This is a genomic window from Polaromonas sp. (assembly GCF_031411155.1).
Lineage (GTDB): Bacteria > Pseudomonadota > Gammaproteobacteria > Burkholderiales > Burkholderiaceae_C > Polaromonas.
Genome location: NZ_JANOAL010000150.1, coordinates 1 through 18,676 on the forward strand (window position 1 = coordinate 1; position 18,676 = coordinate 18,676).

The 18,676-nt window shown below is 63.9% G+C and carries 17 protein-coding genes; 9 read left to right on the forward strand and 8 right to left on the reverse strand.

Annotation, left to right across the window (positions count from 1 at the left end):
- The 3 genes from RMO23_RS10005 to recG form a co-directional block, all read right to left on the reverse strand.
- On the reverse strand, window positions 1-464 hold a 464-nt coding region (locus RMO23_RS10005; RefSeq protein WP_309681019.1), incomplete at its 3' end, for a Dps family protein.
- Window positions 465-523: 59 nt separating this feature from the next.
- Entirely contained in the window at window positions 524-1,540 is a 1,017-nt protein-coding gene (locus tag RMO23_RS10010) for a hydrogen peroxide-inducible genes activator (protein WP_309681021.1), read from the reverse strand.
- Window positions 1,541-3,078: 1,538 nt separating this feature from the next.
- Window positions 3,079-5,232 carry an ATP-dependent DNA helicase RecG gene (gene recG, locus RMO23_RS10015; protein WP_309681023.1) on the reverse strand — a complete coding sequence of 718 codons (2,154 nt, stop codon included), beginning with the start codon at window positions 5,230-5,232 and terminating at the stop codon, window positions 3,079-3,081.
- Between the two features lie 17 nt (window positions 5,233-5,249).
- Between recG and queA the strand changes: the two genes are divergently transcribed.
- From queA to RMO23_RS10055, 8 genes are read left to right on the forward strand one after another with little or no spacing between them, the layout of a single operon-like run.
- Window positions 5,250-6,308, forward strand: coding sequence for a tRNA preQ1(34) S-adenosylmethionine ribosyltransferase-isomerase QueA (gene queA, locus RMO23_RS10020; protein ID WP_309681025.1), 1,059 nt, complete (start codon window positions 5,250-5,252; stop codon window positions 6,306-6,308).
- Between the two features lie 27 nt (window positions 6,309-6,335).
- Window positions 6,336-6,560 (forward strand): AbrB/MazE/SpoVT family DNA-binding domain-containing protein, encoded by a 225-nt coding sequence (locus RMO23_RS10025; RefSeq protein WP_309681027.1) that lies wholly within the window; start codon window positions 6,336-6,338, stop codon window positions 6,558-6,560.
- A 5-nt stretch (window positions 6,561-6,565) separates the two neighbouring features.
- The gene (locus RMO23_RS10030; protein WP_309681030.1) at window positions 6,566-6,958 is read left to right on the forward strand and encodes a type II toxin-antitoxin system VapC family toxin; all 393 of its coding nucleotides are present in this window, start codon (window positions 6,566-6,568) and stop codon (window positions 6,956-6,958) included.
- Between the two features lie 16 nt (window positions 6,959-6,974).
- Window positions 6,975-8,102 (forward strand): tRNA guanosine(34) transglycosylase Tgt, encoded by a 1,128-nt coding sequence (gene tgt, locus RMO23_RS10035; protein ID WP_309681031.1) that lies wholly within the window; start codon window positions 6,975-6,977, stop codon window positions 8,100-8,102.
- A gap of 3 nt (window positions 8,103-8,105) precedes the next feature.
- The gene (locus RMO23_RS10040) at window positions 8,106-9,446 is read left to right on the forward strand and encodes a glycosyltransferase family 9 protein (protein WP_309681034.1); all 1,341 of its coding nucleotides are present in this window, start codon (window positions 8,106-8,108) and stop codon (window positions 9,444-9,446) included.
- Window positions 9,446-9,985 carry a GtrA family protein gene (locus RMO23_RS10045; protein WP_309681036.1) on the forward strand — a complete coding sequence of 180 codons (540 nt, stop codon included), beginning with the start codon at window positions 9,446-9,448 and terminating at the stop codon, window positions 9,983-9,985. The genes RMO23_RS10040 and RMO23_RS10045 overlap by 1 nt, the downstream gene beginning before the upstream one ends.
- A complete protein-coding gene (locus tag RMO23_RS10050) occupies window positions 9,972-11,750 on the forward strand; it encodes a glycosyl transferase (RefSeq protein ID WP_309681038.1) in 1,779 nt (592 codons plus the stop codon). Before RMO23_RS10045 ends, RMO23_RS10050 begins: the two co-directional genes overlap by 14 nt.
- Before the next feature lie 52 nt (window positions 11,751-11,802).
- Complete coding sequence (locus tag RMO23_RS10055; RefSeq protein WP_309681040.1) at window positions 11,803-12,804, forward strand: aldo/keto reductase; 1,002 nt, start codon at window positions 11,803-11,805, stop codon at window positions 12,802-12,804.
- 7 nt (window positions 12,805-12,811) lie between these two features.
- Here the strand turns inward: RMO23_RS10055 and RMO23_RS10060 are convergent, their stop codons facing one another.
- The 5 genes from RMO23_RS10060 to RMO23_RS10080 form a co-directional block, all read right to left on the reverse strand.
- Window positions 12,812-13,864: a zinc ribbon domain-containing protein gene (locus RMO23_RS10060; RefSeq protein WP_309681042.1), complete on the reverse strand. Its 1,053-nt coding sequence runs from the start codon at window positions 13,862-13,864 to the stop codon at window positions 12,812-12,814.
- A gap of 11 nt (window positions 13,865-13,875) precedes the next feature.
- On the reverse strand, window positions 13,876-14,715 hold the full coding sequence (locus RMO23_RS10065) for a DUF2145 domain-containing protein (protein WP_309681044.1): 840 nt from the start codon (window positions 14,713-14,715) through the stop codon (window positions 13,876-13,878).
- Between the two features lie 10 nt (window positions 14,716-14,725).
- Window positions 14,726-15,181, reverse strand: a complete 456-nt coding sequence (locus RMO23_RS10070) for a hypothetical protein (protein WP_309681046.1) — start codon at window positions 15,179-15,181, stop codon at window positions 14,726-14,728.
- A 34-nt stretch (window positions 15,182-15,215) separates the two neighbouring features.
- Window positions 15,216-15,683 (reverse strand): YiaA/YiaB family inner membrane protein, encoded by a 468-nt coding sequence (locus RMO23_RS10075; protein ID WP_309681048.1) that lies wholly within the window; start codon window positions 15,681-15,683, stop codon window positions 15,216-15,218.
- Window positions 15,684-15,805: 122 nt separating this feature from the next.
- Window positions 15,806-17,782 (reverse strand): MFS transporter, encoded by a 1,977-nt coding sequence (locus RMO23_RS10080; protein WP_309681050.1) that lies wholly within the window; start codon window positions 17,780-17,782, stop codon window positions 15,806-15,808.
- A gap of 268 nt (window positions 17,783-18,050) precedes the next feature.
- Here RMO23_RS10080 and RMO23_RS10085 point away from each other — a divergent pair.
- The coding region (locus RMO23_RS10085; RefSeq protein WP_309681052.1) for a helix-turn-helix transcriptional regulator at window positions 18,051-18,676 on the forward strand (626 nt) is incomplete at its 3' end.

Consider the following 18,676-nt stretch of genomic DNA (forward strand, 5'->3'; position numbering starts at 1 on the left):
ACGGTCAGGCGCTGCGTCAGCAGGTCGGCGGTCGGCTCGTCGCTGGCCTTGTCGGCCAGCGGAAACAGCTCGCGCGCGGTGCGGGCCACCGCCTCGTGGCCCTGCACCAGAATCCGCACCATCTCCAGCGCTTTCGGCGGCGTGGTCGGCGCATCCGGCACCGAAGCCAGCTTGCTGAATTGCGCGTACGAGCCCGGCGCCGGGTGACCGAGCGAGCGGATGCGTTCTGCCACCGGGTCCACCGCCGCCCACAGCTCGGTGTACTGCACCATGAACATCTGGTGCAGGGTGTTGAACATCGGCCCGGTCACGTTCCAGTGAAAGTTGTGCGTCGTCAGGTACAGCGTGTAGGTGTCCGCCAGCAGCCGGCTCAGCCCCTTGGCAATCGCCGCGCGATCCTTGTCATTGATGCCGATGTTGATGGGCGGGGCGGAACGCAGCGTTTTTTCAGACGACTTGGCCATGGGTTTCCCTTTCAAAAACAGCTACTGTACAAAATTGTCGGGCGCCCTGCAGGCGGCCTTCAGGACAACCGCGTCACGCCTGGCAGCTCGCAGGCATAAATCGCGTTGCGCAACGCCGCAATCGCCTCATAGCGGGTGAAGCTGCGGCGCCAGGCCAGCACCACGCGCCGGCTTGGCACATGGCCCTTGAAGGGCAGGTAGGTGATGTACGAGGCCGGCCCGGCGGTCGATGCCTCTGGCGCCACCGCTGCGGGCGTCTTGCGCTTGGCCGCGGCCTTGTCGGCCTGCTTCCCGGCCAATTGCCCGGCCAGTGCCTCTTTGGGCACGCCCAGTCGCGGCACCAGCGTGATGCCCATGCCGGCGGCCACCATGTGCTTGATGGTCTCCAGCGACGAGCCCTCAAAACTCTTGCGAATGCCCTCGGCGCTGCTCGAAAAGCGGGCGAACTCGGGGCAGACTTCGAGCACATGGTCGCGAAAGCAGTGGCCGGTGCCCAGCAGCAGCATGGTTTCCTTTTTCAGCTCCTCGGCGGTGACGCTGCTGCGCGCGGCCAGCGGGTGGGTGCTGGGCACCGCCGCCATGAAGGGCTCGTCATACAGCGGCGCAATCGCCAGATTCGCATCCGGAAACGGCTCGGCCAGAATCGCGCAGTCGATCTCGCCGGTGCGCAGCTCTTCCAGCAGCTTGACGGTGAAGTTTTCCTGCAGCATCAGCGGCATTTGCGGCGTGTGCTGGATGGTCTGGCGCACCAGATCAGGCAGCAAATAGGGGCCAATCGTGTAGATCACGCCCAGCCGCAGGCTGCCGGCCAGCGGATCCTTGCCGCGCCTGGCGATTTCGCGGATGTTGTCGGCCTGCTCCAGCACGCTTTGCGCCTGGCGCACGATCTCTTCGCCAAGCGGCGTGACGGTGATTTCGTTGGCGTTGCGCTCGAACAGCTTGACCTGCAACTCTTCCTCGAGCTTCTTGATGGCGACGCTGAGCGTGGGCTGCGACACATGGCAGGCGTCAGCACCCTTGCCAAAATGCTTTTCACGGGCCACGGCGACGATGTATTTGAGTTCGGTCAGCGTCATGGGCTTATTGTGCTGCTTTTCGCGGTGCGGTCGGGCTGGGTTTGTTGAGGTTGTTTCTGGGTTGGCTGCCCTGCCCTTCACTACCAGGCCGGGGGTAGCCCGGCGGCTAGTAACTTTTCTTTGCTTCGCCAAAGAAAAGTCACCAAAAGAAAGGCGACCCGCAGTCTGGGTCCCTGCGCTGCGCTCCGGGCAACTTGCGCTGCTCGACTCCGGCGGGGGTCCGCAGAACTCGCTGCGCTCAAACAACTGCGGCCCTGATCCCGCCTCCATCTGCGCTGCTCAGCCCAGCCCGAACGGGTTGGGGCAAAAGACATCGGAATCGGGGAGCAGAACGCGCAAAGCGCGTTCTGCGGAAGTTGGCTGTTGGTATTTGCTTCCCCCACCCCCTTCTGTATGCGCTGAGGAGCGGAAGGCCAGACGGATCAGGGCTCGCGCTTGTTTGAGCGCAGCGAGTTTGCGCGAGACCCCGGCTGGACTGAGCACCGCAAGGTGCCCGTAGCGAAGCGAAGCGAAGGGTCGCAGACAGTAGGGTCGCCTTTCTTTTGGGTACTTTTCTTTGGCGAAGCAAAGAACAAGTGCCTCGCCCGCCGGGGCGAGACCCGGCCTGGTAGTGAAGGGCACTCAGGCCAAACCAGCAACGACCTGAACAAGCCAACCCGGAGCCCTGATAGCGCTACAAATTCAGTAGCTACTAACACCCATATCTAAAGGACCAACTGCCATTTTTATGCCTGAAACCAAGGTTTTCACTCAAATTCGGCCCACCGTCATGGGCCATGTCAATTCACGCTATTCGGGCATGGGTCGCAGCAATCCGTGAAAAAAAGCCCGGTCATAATTTGCTCAAGCAGACAGGGTGAAGATGACAAACCCCTGTGCCACCACCATCGGCCATCCCAGCCGGCGGTTCAGTCCAACAAGGTTTATCTGCCACAGGAGGTGCTCTTGGTTTTTATCAGCTTGGCCTCGCGGCAGATAAACATTAGTCGTTAAGTCCTATGCGCCGGTTTCTGTTCCTTGCGTTGGCGGCGTTCGCGCTGCCACAGGCTTTCGCTCAAGTACCTGAAGGTTTTTCGGCTTGGTCGTACATCGGTCCATGCGATGCCGATTGCCGATCGATGGGACGGCGGCCGACCCCAACCTACATGTGGATGCTTCGAACAGGGAAGCTGCTCTGTGGATTGGCTGAGCAAGATTACGGACTCGAATCTTGGAACAAGTCTCCCTCTGGCCGGTTCGCAGGGCAGCTGGGAGATGGTCGATTCGAGATTCAGTTCAACGACTCGTTCTCTGCCCCCTCAACTCCAGGTGCAGCTTACGTCTATTCCCGCAAAGGTCATTTGGTCTTCGAGACGTTCAAGGACCCACCGCATGGTTACCTTTCTCTCGGTGAAGGTCCACTTCGACGAGAGCTGCGAGCCAAATCGCCCAGCAAAAGCGATCATTACAAAGCATGTGTGGCATTCAAAGGAGATGTGAATCAATACCTCTCTGTTCTGCCGTAGACCTAACCCCATCAATCGAACGGCCGCCACAACTCAAGCCTTCAAAAACTCAGCCTTCCCCCCCAGCCACCGCAAAATATGCCGCTGCGCCAGCCCGGCATGCTGGTCCAGCATCACCGGCGCCACCCCCCGCGCCCAGGCTAGCAGCTCGGCATCGGTAGTCAAGTCAGCGAACCGCAGCAAGGGCGCACCCGACTGCCGCGCCCCCAAAAACTCGCCCGGCCCGCGTATCTCCAGATCACGCCGGGCGATTTCAAACCCGTCATTGGTCTCGGCCATGGCTTTGAGACGGGCTCTAGCGATTTCGCCCAGCCGCGCTCCATCACCGGTTGAATACAGCAGCACGCAAGCCGAGGCCGCCGCGCCGCGCCCGACCCGGCCGCGCAGCTGGTGCAACTGGCTCAGGCCAAAGCGCTCGGCATGCTCGATCACCATCAGCGAGGCATTGGGCACGTCCACGCCGACCTCGATCACGGTGGTGCTGACCAGCACGCCCATCACGCCGTCGGTGAACAGGCTCATCACGGCTTTCTTCTCGGCCACCGGCATGCGCGAGTGCAGCAGGCCCACGCCCACGTCGGGCAGCGCGCGGCTCAGGGCCTCGTGTGTTTCGGTGGCGTTGACCAGATCGATCGATTCGCTCTCTTCAATCAGCGGACAGACCCAGTAAATCTGCCGGCCCTCGGCCAGCTGGGCGCGTATGCGCGCTATCACTTCGTCGCGCCGGGCATCGTTGACCACCTTGGTCACGATGGGTGTGCGCCCGGGCGGCAGCTCGTCAATCGTCGAGACATCGAGGTCGGCGTAGTAGCTCATGGCCAGCGTGCGCGGAATCGGCGTGGCGGTCATCATCAGCAGATGCGGCTCCTGTCCGCCCTCGGTCATCTTGCTGCGCAGCGCCAGCCGCTGCGCCACGCCGAAGCGGTGCTGCTCGTCGATGATGGCCAGCGCCAGGTTTTTGAACCTGACCTTGTCCTGAATCACGGCGTGCGTACCGATCACCAGGCCGGCTTCGCCGCTGGTAATCAGCGCCAGGGCTTCGCGCCGCTCCTTGGTTTTCTGGCTGCCGGTGAGCCACGCGGTGGTGATGCCCAGCGGCTCCAGCCAGCTGATCAGCTTGCGAAAGTGCTGCTCGGCCAGAATTTCGGTCGGCGCCATCAGCGCGCACTGCCAGCCGGCATCGATGCAGCGGGCCGCCGCCAGCGCCGCCACCACGGTCTTGCCCGAGCCCACGTCGCCTTGCAGCAGGCGGTGCATGGGAATGTTTTTTTGCAGGTCGGCCTCGATGTCGGTGCAGACGCGCTGCTGGGCGGCCGTGAGCCGGAAAGGCAGGCGTTCGAGCAGTTGCTCGTGCAAAGTGCAGTGCGGCCCGTTCAGGGTCGCGCCATCCCCAAAAGTGCTGCGCATCGCCGGCCGTGCCAACGCTGGCGCGCGCATCGCGGCACGCACGCGCCTGGCCTGCAGCTGCGACAGCTGCTGGGCCAGCAACTCCTCGGCCTTCAGGCGCTGCCAAGCCGGGTGGCTGTGGTCCTCCAGAGTGGCCAGTGCCACGTCGGGCGTCGGATGGTGCAAAAACTGTAGCGCTCCCCGTAGATTCCACAAGGGCTGCGGCAGGTTTTTACCTAAAAACTGCGCAGGAATGGTCTCATTGAGGTCGGCGCGGGCCAGGCCGCTGAGCACTGCCTTGCGCAGATAGGCCTGCGGCAAACTGGCCACGGTGGAATACACCGGCGTCAACGCCTCCGGCAACTCACCGCCCGCCAGCTTGAAGCTGGGGTGCACCATCTCGCGGCCCAGAAAACCGCCGCGAAGCTCGCCGCGCACACGCAGGTGCGCGCCCACGCTCAGCGTCTTCTGGTGCGAGGGGTAAAAATTGAGAAAGCGCAGCACGCAAGTGTCGCTGCCGTCGTCCACCGTCACCCGCAGCTGGCGGCGCGGCCTGAAAGTGATTTCGCTGTGGGTCACCTGCGCCTCGATCTGCACCATGTCGCCGTCGCGCGCATCACGCAGCCGCACGATGCGGGTTTCGTCCTCGTAGCGCAGCGGCAGGTGCAGGGCCAGGTCTATGTCGCGGCGCAGGCCCAGTTTTTCCAGGGCCTTTTGCGCCGGCGATTTGGGTGCAGCCCGGCTCCCGGCCGGCCCTTCGGGTTGGGCGGTTTCAGAGGCAAGGGCAGCCGGTGGCGACATGGGACAATTGTGCCTTCATGAAGACGCATTTCAGCCTCAGCGATTTTGATTTCACACTGCCCGAAGAACTCATCGCGCAGCACCCTGCCCCCCAGCGCAACGCTTCGCGCCTGCTCGACGGCCGCGCCAGTGCGCCCGTAGACCGCCGCTTTACCGACCTGCCCGCGCTGCTCGCGCCGGGCGACCTGCTGGTATTCAACGACACCCAGGTGGTCAAGGCGCGGCTGTTTGGCCAGAAGGCCAGTGGCGGCTGGCTGGAGCTGCTGATCGAACGCGTGCTGGCGCCGCATACCATGGCCAACGACTCTGATTATGAGGTCGCCGCGCACCTGAAGGTCAGCAAAAAGCCCCAGCCCGGCGCGGTGCTGCAGATGGATGGCGGCTTCACCGCCACGCTGCTGGGCCGCTGGCCCAACGACGACGGGCCGCTCTACCGCTTGGCGCTCAGTGGCGACCCCTATGCGTTGATGGCCCAGCATGGCCATGTGCCGCTGCCCCCTTACATCACCCACAGTGACTCGGCTGACGACGAGCAGCGCTACCAGACGGTGTTCGCCAAAAACCCGGGCGCGGTGGCGGCGCCGACAGCGGCGCTGCATTTTGACGAGGCCATGCTGGCGCAGCTGGCGGCCAGCGGCATAGCGCGCGCCAGCGTGACGCTGCATGTGGGCGCGGGCACGTTCCAGCCGGTCAAAACCGACAATATTGCCGAGCACACCATGCATTTCGAACGGTTTGAAGTGCCGCCGGCCACGCAACAAGCGATTGCCGCCTGCAAGGCACGCGGCGGGCGCGTGGTGGCCGTGGGCACCACCACGGTGCGGGCGCTGGAATCCGCCGCCAAATTTGGCCCCGATTGCAGCGACACCAACATCTTCATCACGCCGGGCTTTGAATTTGCCGTGGTCGATCTGCTGCTGACCAACTTTCACCTGCCCAAAAGCACGCTGATGATGCTGGTCAGCGCGTTTTCGGGCTACGAGCACATCATGGCGCTTTACCGGCACGCGATTGCGCAGCGCTACCGCTTTTTCAGCTATGGCGATGCGATGCTGCTTGAACGAACGGTCCGATGATCGACAAGCCATTCGTTGTACGATAAAATGATCGATATGCAAAACCAGACCGTCATCGTCTCGCCCAAGTACCAGGTGGTCATTCCGCGCGAAATCCGCGAGGCCGGCGGCATCAAGCCCGGCAGCCGCATGAGCGTGTTTGAGGTCAACGGTGTCATCCAGCTGGTGCCCGTCAAGCCGGCCGCCGATTACCGGGGTCTGCTCGCCGGCCTGTCCAGTACCGAGGTGCCCGCCGACCCCGAACGCTTTTAAGCCCCATGGCTCGCCGCAAAACAGTTCCAGCCGCGCCCGTCGTTCTCGATTCCTCTTGCTGGCTCGAATATTTCAGCAACTCACCGCGCGCCAAACGCTACGCCGAGGTGATAGAAAACACGGCCGCGCTAATTGTGCCCATCATCACCCTGTACGAGGTGTACAAGGTCGCACTGCGCGAATTCGGCGTGGCGCATGCCAATCAGGCGGTGGCGCTGATGCGCGAGGGCGATGTGATTGACATCAACCTGAATATCGCGCTCAGCGCAGCGGCCAATGGCTTGCCCATGGCAGACAGCCTGATTTATGCCACGGCCCAAATGCGCGGCGCCACCCTGTGGACTCAGGATGTCCACTTCAAGGCCCTGGCTGGCGTTAAATTTTTCGACAGAGACTAGCGGTACTCCCTTCCAGATGCTTCAATTTGATCTACTCAAGACCGAAGGCCAGGCCCGCCGGGGCACCCTGACCCTGAATCACGGCGTGGTGCAAACCCCCATCTTCATGCCGGTCGGCACCTATGGCACCGTCAAGGGCGTGATGCCGCAATCGCTGCATGAGATGGGCGCGCAAATCATTCTGGGCAACACCTTTCACCTCTGGATGCGGCCGGGGCTGGACGTGATGCAGCAGTTTGGCGGGCTGCACAAGTTTGAAAGCTGGCAAAAGCCCATCCTGACCGACAGCGGCGGCTTTCAGGTCTGGTCACTCGGCGAGATGCGCAAGATCTCCGAGGAAGGCGTGAAGTTTGCCTCGCCGGTCAACGGCGACAAGCTGTTTTTAACGCCTGAAATCTCCATGCAGATCCAGACGGTGCTCAACAGCGACATCGTGATGCAGTTTGACGAGTGCACGCCTTACGACACCAAGGGCCACCTCACCACCGAAGCGGAGGCGCGCACCTCGATGGAGCTCAGCCTGCGCTGGGCCAAACGCTGCGAGGACGAATTTGCCAGGCTGGAAAACCCGAACGCGCTGTTTGGCATTGTGCAGGGCGGCATGTTTGAGAACCTGCGCCAGGAATCGCTCGAGGCGCTGGTTGAACTCGACTTTCCGGGCTATGCCATCGGCGGCGTCAGCGTGGGCGAACCCAAGGAAGAAATGCAGCGCATCGTGGCGCACACGCCGCACCGGCTGCCGGCGCACAAGCCGCGCTACCTGATGGGAGTCGGCACGCCCGAGGACCTGGTGGAAGGCGTGGCCGCCGGCGTCGACATGTTTGACTGCGTGATGCCGACCCGCAACGCGCGCAACGGCCACATGTTCACGCGCTTTGGCGACCTGAAAATCCGCAATGCGCGCTACAAGACCGAGGATGCAGCGGTGGACGCGAGCTGCAGCTGCTACACCTGCAAGAACTTTTCGCGCGCCTACCTGCACCACCTGGACCGTTGCGGCGAAATGCTGGGCCCCATGCTGTCCAGCATCCACAACCTGCACTACTACCTGAACCTGATGCAGGAAGTGCGCGATGCGCTCGATGCCGGCCGCTTTGGCGAGTTTGCGGCCCGCTTCCGCGCGGACCGGCGGCGGGGCGTGTAGCCGATGGACATCCGTCTGCAGCGCTGGATAGACCGCTGGGTCGGCATTCCGCTGTGCACGGCCGTGTCCGCGCTGGACGCGGTGAGCCGCCGCCTGCGACCCGAGCCGCAGGCCGACAAGGCGCCGCGTGCCATCGTCGTGATTTTGCTGTCTGAAATGGGCAGCCTGGTGCTGGCCCACGACATGTTTGCGCGGCTCAAGGCGCGCTACCCCGACGCAGCGCTGCACGCCCTGCTGTTTGGCAAGAACCGCGAGATTCTGGACCTGATGCGGGTGATAGACCCGGCCAACGTGCACACGGTCGATGACCAGTCGCTGCCCGGCCTGCTGCGCAGTCTGTGGAAGGCCATGGGCGATCTGCGCCGCGCCCACGTGGACGTGGCGATTGACTGCGAGCTGTTCTCGCGCATCAGCAGCCTGCTGTCGTTTGCCAGCGGTGCCCAGGTGCGCGTGGGCTTTCACCGCCACACCCAGGAAGGCCTGTACCGCGGCTCCCACATCAACCGGCCCGTGCCCTACAACCCCTATCACCACATCAGCGCGCAGTTTCTGGCGCTGGCGCGGGCGATTGATTCAACGGCGGTGCCGAAATCCAAATTGCCGGTCATGGTGAGCCGCAAAGCGCCGCCGCAGGTGGCGCTGGAGCCGACGCTGATCACCGGCATTGCGCAGCGCCTGGCGCAGGACTTTCCCGCCATTGCCGGCAAGCCGCTGGTGCTGGTGTATCCGGGCGGCGGCATTTTGCCGATTCGCGCCTGGCCGCTGGCCTCCTACACCGCGCTGTGCGAAGGCCTGGTGGCCGACGGCTGCGCGGTGGCGGTGATCGGCCTGAAGGACGACCGGGCGCTGGCGCAGCAGTTGGTCGCGCAGGTTCAGGCTGGCATCGATGAGCAGAAGAACGCGAGCGGACGCAGCGAAGGGCCGCCCCGAGCAAGTCCAGCCCCCTCGGGGGGCAGCGAACCACACGCAGTGGGGAGCATGGGGGCGATAGTTGACCTGACCGGCTACACCCGCTCGATTTCCGAATTGCTGGCGCTGTTTCACGGGGCGCGCCTGCTGGTCACCAACGATGGCGGGCCGGGCCAGTTTGCGGCGCTGACACCGATCTGGACGCTGATGCTGTTTGGCCCCGAAACGCCCGCCCTGTATGCCCCGCGCACGCCGCGCTGTCATTCGTTTTACAGCCAGTGGCCGTGCTCGCCCTGCCTGACGGCCTACAACCACCGCTCGTCGTACTGCGATGGCGACAACCAGTGCCTCAAGGTGATTGCGCCGGCCGCCGTGCTGGCCAAGGCCCGCGAATGCCTGGCGGCAGACCCGGCCTCCCACCCGGCGAGCGCCTGATGTCCAGACTCCGGTCGCTGGCCGAGGCATTGATCGGCCGCCTGCCGGCCAGGCTGCAGCCGATGGCGCGCTGGCGCTTCATCAAGTTTGGCGTGGTGGGGGCCAGCGGCACGGTCATCAATCTTGCGGTGCTGTATGCGGCGCAGGAGTTTTTGCTGACAGGCATCACCGACTTTCATTCGCGGCTCAACTACTCGATTGCGTTGGCCATCAGCTGCGCCACCATCAGCAATTTTTACTGGAACCAGCGCCTGACCTGGCGCGACCGCAAGCACGCGGCCCATTATTCGACGCTGTTTCTGTTCTTCAAGTATGTGATGGCGGCCGGTTTGGCGATTGTGATTCAGTCGCTGCTGACCAAATGGCTGGCGCTGTACCTGCACTACATCGTGGCCAATCTGGTGGCGATCGTGCTGTCCAGCGTGTGTAACTTCGTGGTCAATGACCGCATGACTTTTCGCCGCCGTCGCGTGAAAATCAAAACCCCCGAAGCGCCAGCCACCAGCGCCGCGCCTCCTGCCGACCATGACAAGCCCTGAAAAATCCACGACCTTCCCCGTGCACTACCGCTGGCTGGCGCTCGGCATCGTGGTGGCGCTGGGCTATCTGTTCGGCCTGGGCGGCGACCATATTCCGCGCGGCGGCGATGAACTGGTGTACGCGCATATCGCGCGCCTGACCGCCGCCACCGGCCACTGGCTGCCGCTGGTCAGCTCGTATGACTTCATGCGCAACACCAAGCCGCCGCTGCTGTTCTGGCAGGCCATGGTGGCGGGCGGTTGGGGTGAGCACTGGAGCTGGTTCAACCTGCGCCTGCCCGGTGTGCTCTACACCTGGGCCACGGCCCTGATGGTGGGGCTGCTGACCTGGAAAATCGTTGGCGGCAACGAGGGCCAGGCCGCGTCCATCAACCCGACACCAAGCACCGACGGCCTGCGCCGCCACGCGGTCACCATGGGGGCGATTGCGGCGCTGGTTTACCTCTCGTTTTTCACCACCTACCGCTATGGCCGCTCCTACATGACCAGCGGGCCCGAGACCTTCTGGCTGTTCGGCATTTTTTTTGCGCTGGCCTGGTCACCCGCCCGACTGCTGGCCTCGCGCTGGAAGCTGCCGCTGCTGGCCGGCGTGGCGGTCGGCATCGCCTGCCTCTACAAGTCGTTTGCCATGGTGGCGCCGCTGGGCTTTGCGCTGGCGCTGTGCTACCAGACCGTGGGCGCGCGGCAGCCGCCGTGGAAGATTTTCAGGCCCGGCATCGTCGTGGACGGCCTCAAGGTGGCCGCCGCCTGCGCGCTGGCGCTGGCCATTTTTGGCCTGTGGTTTGCGCTGGACCCCCAGCCCGGCGAGGTCTGGCGCGAGTTTGTGGTGGGCGAAAACGCCGGCAAGTTCAAGTCATCGCCGGGCTACTTCAAGGTGGCTTTCAGCGGCGGCAGCGGGTTCTTGACGATTCTGACCGGCTACTTTTCCAATGCGCTTTTCCTGCTGCCCATCACCGTGGGCTGCGCCTGGGCCGCCTGGCGCAGTTACCGGCAAAAAGTGCCGCTCAGTGACGCCGAAAAAATCCTGTGGCTCTGGCTTTTTGGCCTGGCGCTGGTGTTCATGCTGCCGAATCAGCGCTCCACCCGCTACCTGATTCCGGCCATGCCGGCGCTGGCCGTGCTGGTGGCGCTGTACTGGCAGCGCATTGCGCGCTTCTGGTTCGCCCTGACGCTGCTGGCGTGCGCGCTGGGCGCGCTGGCCATGGGCCTGATCGCCTACGGCGCGCTGCGCGCGGTGCACGACACCGGGCTTTATTCATGGGCTTACTGGCTGTTTCTGGCCGGGCTGCTGGCCGCCTGCGTGGGCGGGCTGATCAAAAGGGAATGGACGCGCCCGGTCGCCGCCGTGGCGGGTTTTGCGGTGCTGTTTGCCCTGGCCTGGGTCACGGCGCCCTTTAACGGCGAACTGGCGCGCTTCAAGGCGGCCAGCGTGGCCCGGCTGCAGGGCCAGACCGTGGCGGTGCCGAGCAGCTTCAACGGCCACTTTGAGCGCTACGAGTTCATCATCCCCGGTGCCCGGGTCATGCCCTACTTTGCCGAGCAACCGGTGGACTACACCGAGGTGGACGCGCTGCTTCAAGCCCACCGTTACGCGCTGGTGCAGCGGCGCATCGGCCAGCTGCCCTGCACCCAATGCCGCATCATTGACATGCGCTGGGACCTGCGCGCGCGCAAAGGCGACAGGGACGGCATGATGGCCGCCTTCACCTCGCCCGACACCTATTTTTACGCGCAGGAATATCTGGTGGAAGGGCTGGCGCCCTGAGCCCGTCAAGCATCCGGTCAAGCACCCCCAACATTTCAGCAAGGAGCCCAACATGCAATACCGCCGTCTCGGAAGCAGCAACCTGAAGGTGTCGACCCTGTGCCTGGGCACCATGATGTTTGGCCAGCAAACGCCACGGGACGAGGCGGCGCGCATCGTGGCCTCGGCGCGCGAGCAGGGGCTCAACTTCATCGACACCGCCGACGTCTACAACAAGGGCCAGTCTGAAACAGACCTGGGCCAGTTGCTCACCGGCCAGCGCCAGCACTGGGTGCTGGCCAGCAAACTGGGCAACCCGGTCAGTACGGCGGTTAACGAAGGCCACTACTCGCGCCGCTGGTTAATCCAGGAAACCGATGCCATTTTGGCGCGGCTGCAAACCGACTACCTCGACATCCTGTACCTGCACCGCGACTACCACCAGGCCAATCTGGACGAAGCGGTGCGGGCGCTGGGCGACCTGATTCGCGCCGGCAAAATCCGCAGCTTTGGCCTGTCCAACTTTCGCGGCTGGCGCATTGCCGAGGTGGTGCGCCTGTGCAAGGAACTCGGTGTGCCGCAACCCGTGGTGTGCCAGCCCTATTACAACCTGCTGAATCGCGGCCCCGAAGTCGAAATTTTGCCGGCCTGCGCCCACTACGGCCTGGGCGTGGTGCCCTACAGCCCGCTGGCGCGCGGCGTGCTGACCGGCAAATACCCGCCCGGCCAGCCGCCGGCCGAGGGCACGCGTGCCGGCAGCGGCGACAAGCGCATTCTGGAAACCGAGTTCCGCGACGAGTCGCTGCTGATCGCCCAAAAAATCAAGGCGCGCTGCGATGCCAAAGGCTGGGTGCCGGGCCAGTTTGCCGCCGCCTGGGTGCTGGCCAACCCGCTCATCAGCGCTGTCATCGTCGGGCCGCGCACGCTGGCGCACCTGGAAGATGTTTACGGCGCGCTGGAGCTGGTGCTGGACCCGGAAGACGAGGCTTTCGTCAATGCGCTGGTGATGCCGGGCCATGCCTCCAGCCCCGGCTACAACGACCCGGCTTATCCTTTTTACGGCCGTCCGGTCTGACCCCTCGTCAAGCCGTCGCGCTGCCGGTCTTGCCAGTGGTTCCGCACGCATGGCAGAACTTGGCAAACGCGCTCTTGCGGGCGCTGCACTGGTGGCAGTGGTCAAACAGCCCGATGCCGCAATGCGGGCAAAAATCGATCGCGGTGTTTTTCAGGTCTACTGGCCGCTCGCAGCCGGGGCATACGCTTTTGGATAAGCGGGCCAATGCAGTGTCGTAACTCAGTTCCTCGCGGCGCTGGGCATCGGGCAGTTGCTCGGCCAGCTTCTGCTTTTCGAGATAGCGGTTCAGCGACACAATCGCCTGCCGCCCCACCAGCGCCGTGACCACAATCCCGACGAGGTAGCGCACATAGCCGCCGTAGCTGGGCAGATAGGGCACCAGCTCCACAAAAAACGCGAACACCGCAAACAAGATAAAGCCCCAGACAAAGGGCCAGTAAGTGCTTTTGCGCTTTTTGGCAAACAGCCAGCCGGCCACGACCAGCAGCGGCAAGGTCAGCGCCAGCCGGTACAAAAACACCCGCAGCTCGACACGGCGGTACTCGGCGTTGAGCTGCTGCTGCGCGGCCTGCTCCATCTCGCCCAGCTTGCGGCGTTCACGCGTCAGGCTTTGCGCCGCATCGAGCGCGGCCTGCTGCTGGGCTTCCACCGCCACGCCAGCGGCGCGCTCCTTGTCTTTCAGCCCATCGAGCGCCCGCGTGCGCGCCACCAGCTCCGGGTCTTGCCCGGCCAGCTGCGTGGCGCCGCGCGTGGCCAACCAGTTGTTGAAAGTCTCGCGGGCGGCCGCGGAGTCGGCTTGGGCGGCGCGGCGTTTGAGCTGCGCCTGCGCCAGCGCCGCGTCGGCATTGCGCCCGGCCAGCTCGGCGTTTTTGATCGCGCTGCGCACCGCGCCGCTGGGGGCGGCGTCCATGAAGTCGTCGAGCGACAGCTGCTTTTCCACCCTGGGCAAATCACCGACCACGGTGCCGCCGAGACCGATCAAAAAGCCGGCAAACACCAGCGCCACCAGCCACAGGCCGCGCTGCATCCATTTTTCGGTCAGTCGCAGGGTTTTGCTCATACGGGCTTTCTTTAAGGTTGACGCAGGGTGACAGTCGCGCCGCTCAGGCCGGCGCGCTGCATCCACTGGAACACCGAATCCACGGTGACGGTCTCGATCCGGTCGGAAAACCGCTTGTCGTTCGGGTGGTCGTCAAACGCCACGTTGGCCGCCGTCACGCGTCCGCCGAGTCGCGTCAGCGGGCCGATGCGCAAGGTGGCGGGCTGGTAACCCTTGAACTGCAGCCAGGCCTGGGCCTGCTCGCGGGTTTTAATCTGCGGCTCCATCGCCAGCGCCAGCGTCTCGATGGCCCACTGGTTGGACTGCTGGTATTTGCGGCCCCAGGCGTAGCTGACGATGCTGTAGGGCTTCTGGTGCAGGCTCAGCGCCCGGCTGGGCTGGCTGGCATCGAGCAGCAGCGGAAGCAGGCGCTCTTGCACCTCGGGCGTGGGCACCACCCAGGCCGCCTCGAAGCGCCACAGGTCATCGAGAAAAAACTCGCCCAGGCCCTGGCGGTACACCGCCGCGTCGGCCGTGCCGCACTGGTTGAGCTTGTGCAGCACACGCCAGACATGGCCGCTTTTGCCGTCCGCCGAGACCTGCGGCTGCTGGTAGGCAAACCCGGCGTGCGAGTAGTAAATGCCGTATTTGCTCAGGTCTTGCCCGGCCCGCGCCAGCAGCACCACGCGCTGGCCGCTGGCATCGAGCGCGGCCAGCGTGCGCTCGGCCAGATTCAGGCCGCGCAACACCGTCTGCGCCTGCGGCGGCTGCTCGGCTTCGCAGGAGCGGCCGGCCTGGGCTGGCAGACTGGCCAGTGCGGTAGCCAGCCCGCACAGCCAGAGCAGCAGTCGGACAAATGGCGAGGTGTTCATCGTCATCACCTCAATGCGTCAGACGTTCGTTGTGCAGCAGGGCCTGCCCCAGCGCATTGGGAATAAAGGCAATCGCCTGGCCGGCCGCCGACAGCACTACGCCAGCCCCGATCACGCTGACCGTCAGCACCGTGCCGGCGACGATGGAAGCCCCGGCCAGACCCTTGCCCACAATCTCGATGCTGGCCCGGGCACCGTCCGAGGCCCGCTCCAGCACATAGACCGTGCCGCGTGCCGAGACTTCCACCACCCTGACCACCAGCACCGCGCCGGCCGTGGACAGCACCACCGGAACCGCCACCACGCTGCTGACGGCCGAACCGGCCACCACGACGGAGGCCACCGGCAGCGCCGACAGCGCGCTCAGGGCCGACGCCTCGCTCTGCGCCTTGGCATCAAATGAGGCCGTGGCCCCCGTCAATGCTGCGCAAACAGCTATCAAAAGAGTAGCAATTTGATGTTTCATGAAAACCTCCTGTGAGCAGTTTGGACTTGGTAAATCAGCCTGCGTCGGCCGCGCCGCGCGGCGCGCGGCCGCTGATGCGGGCTTCGTTCAGGTCAGCCTCATGCCGGTCGCGCAGGGTTTTGGCCAGCGTGACGGTGCAGGTAATCAGATACAGCCAGCTCACGCCCAGAAACGCCTTGTAGGTTTCATTGACCTCCATGCGCCACAGGCCCCAGCCGGTCAGCGACATCGCCAGAAAGAAGCCGCCCCACACCACCAGCTTGAACATGGGGGTGTCGGCCGGCTTGCCTTCGGCCTGGGTTTTCTCCTGGTCACGCACATACTTGGCCAGCACAAAGGCGGCCGACAGGCAAAAGAAGTAACCCATGACCATGAAGGCGCGGTCCAGGTCGCGGCCCGGCAGGTAAGACAAGCCGACCGCACACAGAAACACGGCGATCAGAAAGGAAGCCCAGACCTGAACCTGCCAGGGTTTGGAGTCACGGTGGATCAGTGTTTGCATAGAAACCTTTGAAGGGTGAGCGGGTTGAAGTGAACGCAATGTAGCGCCAGACACGCTCAAAGCAGAGCGCAATCCGGTACAGTTTCTTTGAAAGAGTCATTGAGTATCTTATTTCGATACTTTTACGTACCCAACAAGGCCGCCACACGGGCGCGCAACGTGTCGGGCTGCACCTCATGCGGCGCCAGCGCCGGCCCGGCATTGAGGCCGACGCGGCTCCAGAAGCCGCGCCGGAACGGTTTGACCATGGCCACCTGCTCGCCGGCCACCCGCTCGGCCCGGCTGAAGAACGAGCCCCACAGATTGGTCAGCGCCATAGGCACTACCGGCACGCTCAGGCCGTCGCGCTCGGCGTTTTCCAGAATCTTCATGATGCCGCCCTTGAAGGCTTGCAGCTCACCGTTTTTGGTGATGCCGCCTTCGGGGAAGATGGCCAGCAGGTCGCCGTCCCGCAGCACCTTGGCGGCGGCTTCAAAGGCCGCCTCGTAGGCCGCCGGGTCTTCGGCGCGCGGCGCAATCGGGATCGCCTTGGCGAGGCGGAACAGCCAGCCCAGCACCGGCATTTTGAAGATGCGGTGGTCCATCACGAAGTAAATCGGGCGCGGGCTGGCCGCCATCAGCAGCACCGGGTCGATAAAGCTGACATGGTTGCAGGTCAGCACTGCTGCGCCCTGGGCCGGAATGTTGTCGTCGCCGGTAATCTTGAAGCGGTAAATGCAGCGCGAGGCCAGCAGCGCAACAAAGCGCAGCAGGTACTCGGGCACCAGCAGGAAGATGTAAAACGCCACCACCGCATTGGCCAGACCGACAAACAGGAATATCTGCGGAATGCTGAACTCGGCCTTCAGCAGCGCGCCCGCCAGGATCGAGCTGACGATCATGAACAGGGCGTTGAGAATATTGTTGGCCGCGATGATGCGGGCACGGTGCGTGGGCTGGCTGCGCAGCTGGATCAGTGCGTACATCGGCACGCTGTACAGGCCCGCAAACAGGCTGAGCAGCGCCAGGTCCATCATCACACGCCAGTGCGCGGGCTGCGCCACAAAGGCCGCCAGGCTCATCACGGCAGACGGGGGCAGGCCGCGCGAGGCAAAGTAAAGATCAATCGCAAAGATGCTCATGCCAATCGCGCCCAGCGGCACCAGGCCGATCTCGACATGGCGCTTGCTCAGCACCTCGCACAGCAGCGAGCCGGTCGCAATGCCAATCGAAAACACCACCAGCAGCAAGGACGCGACCTGCTCGTTGCCATGCATCACCTCCTTGGCAAAGCTGGGAAACTGGCTCAAAAACACCGCGCCAAAAAACCACATCCAGCTGATGCCCAGCATCGAGCGAAACACCACCACATTGACACTGGCCAGCTTGAGGTTGCGCCAGGTCTCGGTCACCGGGTTCCAGTTGATTTTCAGGCCCGGGTCGGTCGCCGGCGCCAGCGGAATGAACTGCGCCACCACCCGGCCCGCCAGCGCCAGCGCCACGCAGGCCATTGCCACATAGTCGGGCCCGACCTGCGGCAGCGCCACGATCAGGCCGCCCACGATATTGCCGAGCAAAATCGCCACAAAGGTGCCCATCTCGACCATGCCGTTGCCGCCGGTCAGCTCACGCTCGTTCAGCGCCCGCGGCAGATAGGCAAACTTGACCGGGCCAAACAGCGTGGAATGCAGCCCCATCAAGAACGTGCAGCCCAGCAAAATCATGGCTTGCAGATTCACGTTGTCACTCATGAAGCCGACGGCAGCGATCAGCATGATCACCACCTCCAGGTTTTTGACGAAACGGATGACGCGGGTTTTTTCAAACTTGTCGGTCAGCTGCCCGCTGGTGGCCGAAAACAGCAAAAACGGCAAAATAAACAGCGCCCCAATCGCCAGCCCCGCCAGCGCCGGCGGCAGCCAGCTCACGCTGAGCTGGTAGGTCACCATCACGGTAAAGGCAAACTTGAACAGGTTGTCATTGGCCGCGCCCGAAAACTGCGTCCAGAAAAAAGGCGCAAAGCGGCGCTGCCTGAGCAGCGCAAACTGGTTCGGGTGTTCGTGCGCCGTTGCGGGCGGTGCGGCCGCCGTGGCGCCGGGGTTGGCCAGATCAACACTCATGCGTGACTCCTCTTTTCGATGGTTATGCCGTTGCTTTGCAGGCGGGCTGTTGCGGGCATGGCCTGACTAACTGAAGCGGATTCTGCCCTGATTTTGCAGCTCCCCCGCCGTCGCCAGGCCCGCCATCGCGCCGCCCCGCAAAACCTGCATGCAGTGTGGCGGCCAGCCTGAAGAAAACCGACCCGGAATGCACCGAGGCGAAAAACACTGGACTCGGAGTATCGATTATTGATACCGTACAGGGGTTTTGACAGCAGGAGTCAAGTAAATGAGCACGAGCGCCGACCTGGTCACCGCCCTGAAAAAGGAACTGAAACAGGCCCAGATGACCTATGCCGGCCTGGCGCGCGCGCTGGGCATGGCCGAGTCCAGCGTCAAGCGCATGCTGGCCAGGGGCGACATGCCGCTGTCGCGCGTCGATGCGATTTGCCGCGCGCTGAAGCTCGACTTTGCCGAACTGGCCAGGCGCGTGGCCGACAGCCAGCCGCTGCTGGCCGAGCTGACCGAGGCGCAGGAGAAAGCCGTGGTGGCCGACAAAAAACTGTTGTTGGTCGCGATTTGCGTGCTGTCGCAATGGACGCTGGAGCAGATGACCGGCAGCTACCGGTTGAGCGAGGCCGAATGCATCAAGTACCTGGTGCAGCTCGACCGCATCGGCATCATCGAGCTGAAACCGCTGAACCGCTACCGCCTCAAGCTGGCCAAGACCTTTCGCTGGCGGCCCCACGGCCCGGTGATGGACTATTTTCGCGACAACGCCCTGCTCGACTATTTTTCAGGCGGCTTCGACGGCGCGGGCGAAGGCCTGCTGCTGGTGCACGGCGCCATCAGCCGCAGCCTGGCCCCGTCATTCATGGAACGCATGCAGCGCGTGGCCCAGGACTTTGCCCAGCA

Coding starts and splice junctions, on each gene's coding strand:
- RMO23_RS10010 (WP_309681021.1), bottom strand. CDS start 1,540: ATGACGCTGACCGAACTCAAATACATCGTCGCCGTGGCCCGTGAAAAG.
- recG (WP_309681023.1), bottom strand. CDS start 5,232: ATGTCGCCACCGGCTGCCCTTGCCTCTGAAACCGCCCAACCCGAAGGG.
- queA (WP_309681025.1), top strand. CDS start 5,250: ATGAAGACGCATTTCAGCCTCAGCGATTTTGATTTCACACTGCCCGAA.
- RMO23_RS10025 (WP_309681027.1), top strand. CDS start 6,336: ATGATCGATATGCAAAACCAGACCGTCATCGTCTCGCCCAAGTACCAG.
- RMO23_RS10030 (WP_309681030.1), top strand. CDS start 6,566: ATGGCTCGCCGCAAAACAGTTCCAGCCGCGCCCGTCGTTCTCGATTCC.
- tgt (WP_309681031.1), top strand. CDS start 6,975: ATGCTTCAATTTGATCTACTCAAGACCGAAGGCCAGGCCCGCCGGGGC.
- RMO23_RS10040 (WP_309681034.1), top strand. CDS start 8,106: ATGGACATCCGTCTGCAGCGCTGGATAGACCGCTGGGTCGGCATTCCG.
- RMO23_RS10045 (WP_309681036.1), top strand. CDS start 9,446: ATGTCCAGACTCCGGTCGCTGGCCGAGGCATTGATCGGCCGCCTGCCG.
- RMO23_RS10050 (WP_309681038.1), top strand. CDS start 9,972: ATGACAAGCCCTGAAAAATCCACGACCTTCCCCGTGCACTACCGCTGG.
- RMO23_RS10055 (WP_309681040.1), top strand. CDS start 11,803: ATGCAATACCGCCGTCTCGGAAGCAGCAACCTGAAGGTGTCGACCCTG.
- RMO23_RS10060 (WP_309681042.1), bottom strand. CDS start 13,864: ATGAGCAAAACCCTGCGACTGACCGAAAAATGGATGCAGCGCGGCCTG.
- RMO23_RS10065 (WP_309681044.1), bottom strand. CDS start 14,715: ATGAACACCTCGCCATTTGTCCGACTGCTGCTCTGGCTGTGCGGGCTG.
- RMO23_RS10070 (WP_309681046.1), bottom strand. CDS start 15,181: ATGAAACATCAAATTGCTACTCTTTTGATAGCTGTTTGCGCAGCATTG.
- RMO23_RS10075 (WP_309681048.1), bottom strand. CDS start 15,683: ATGCAAACACTGATCCACCGTGACTCCAAACCCTGGCAGGTTCAGGTC.
- RMO23_RS10080 (WP_309681050.1), bottom strand. CDS start 17,782: ATGAGTGTTGATCTGGCCAACCCCGGCGCCACGGCGGCCGCACCGCCC.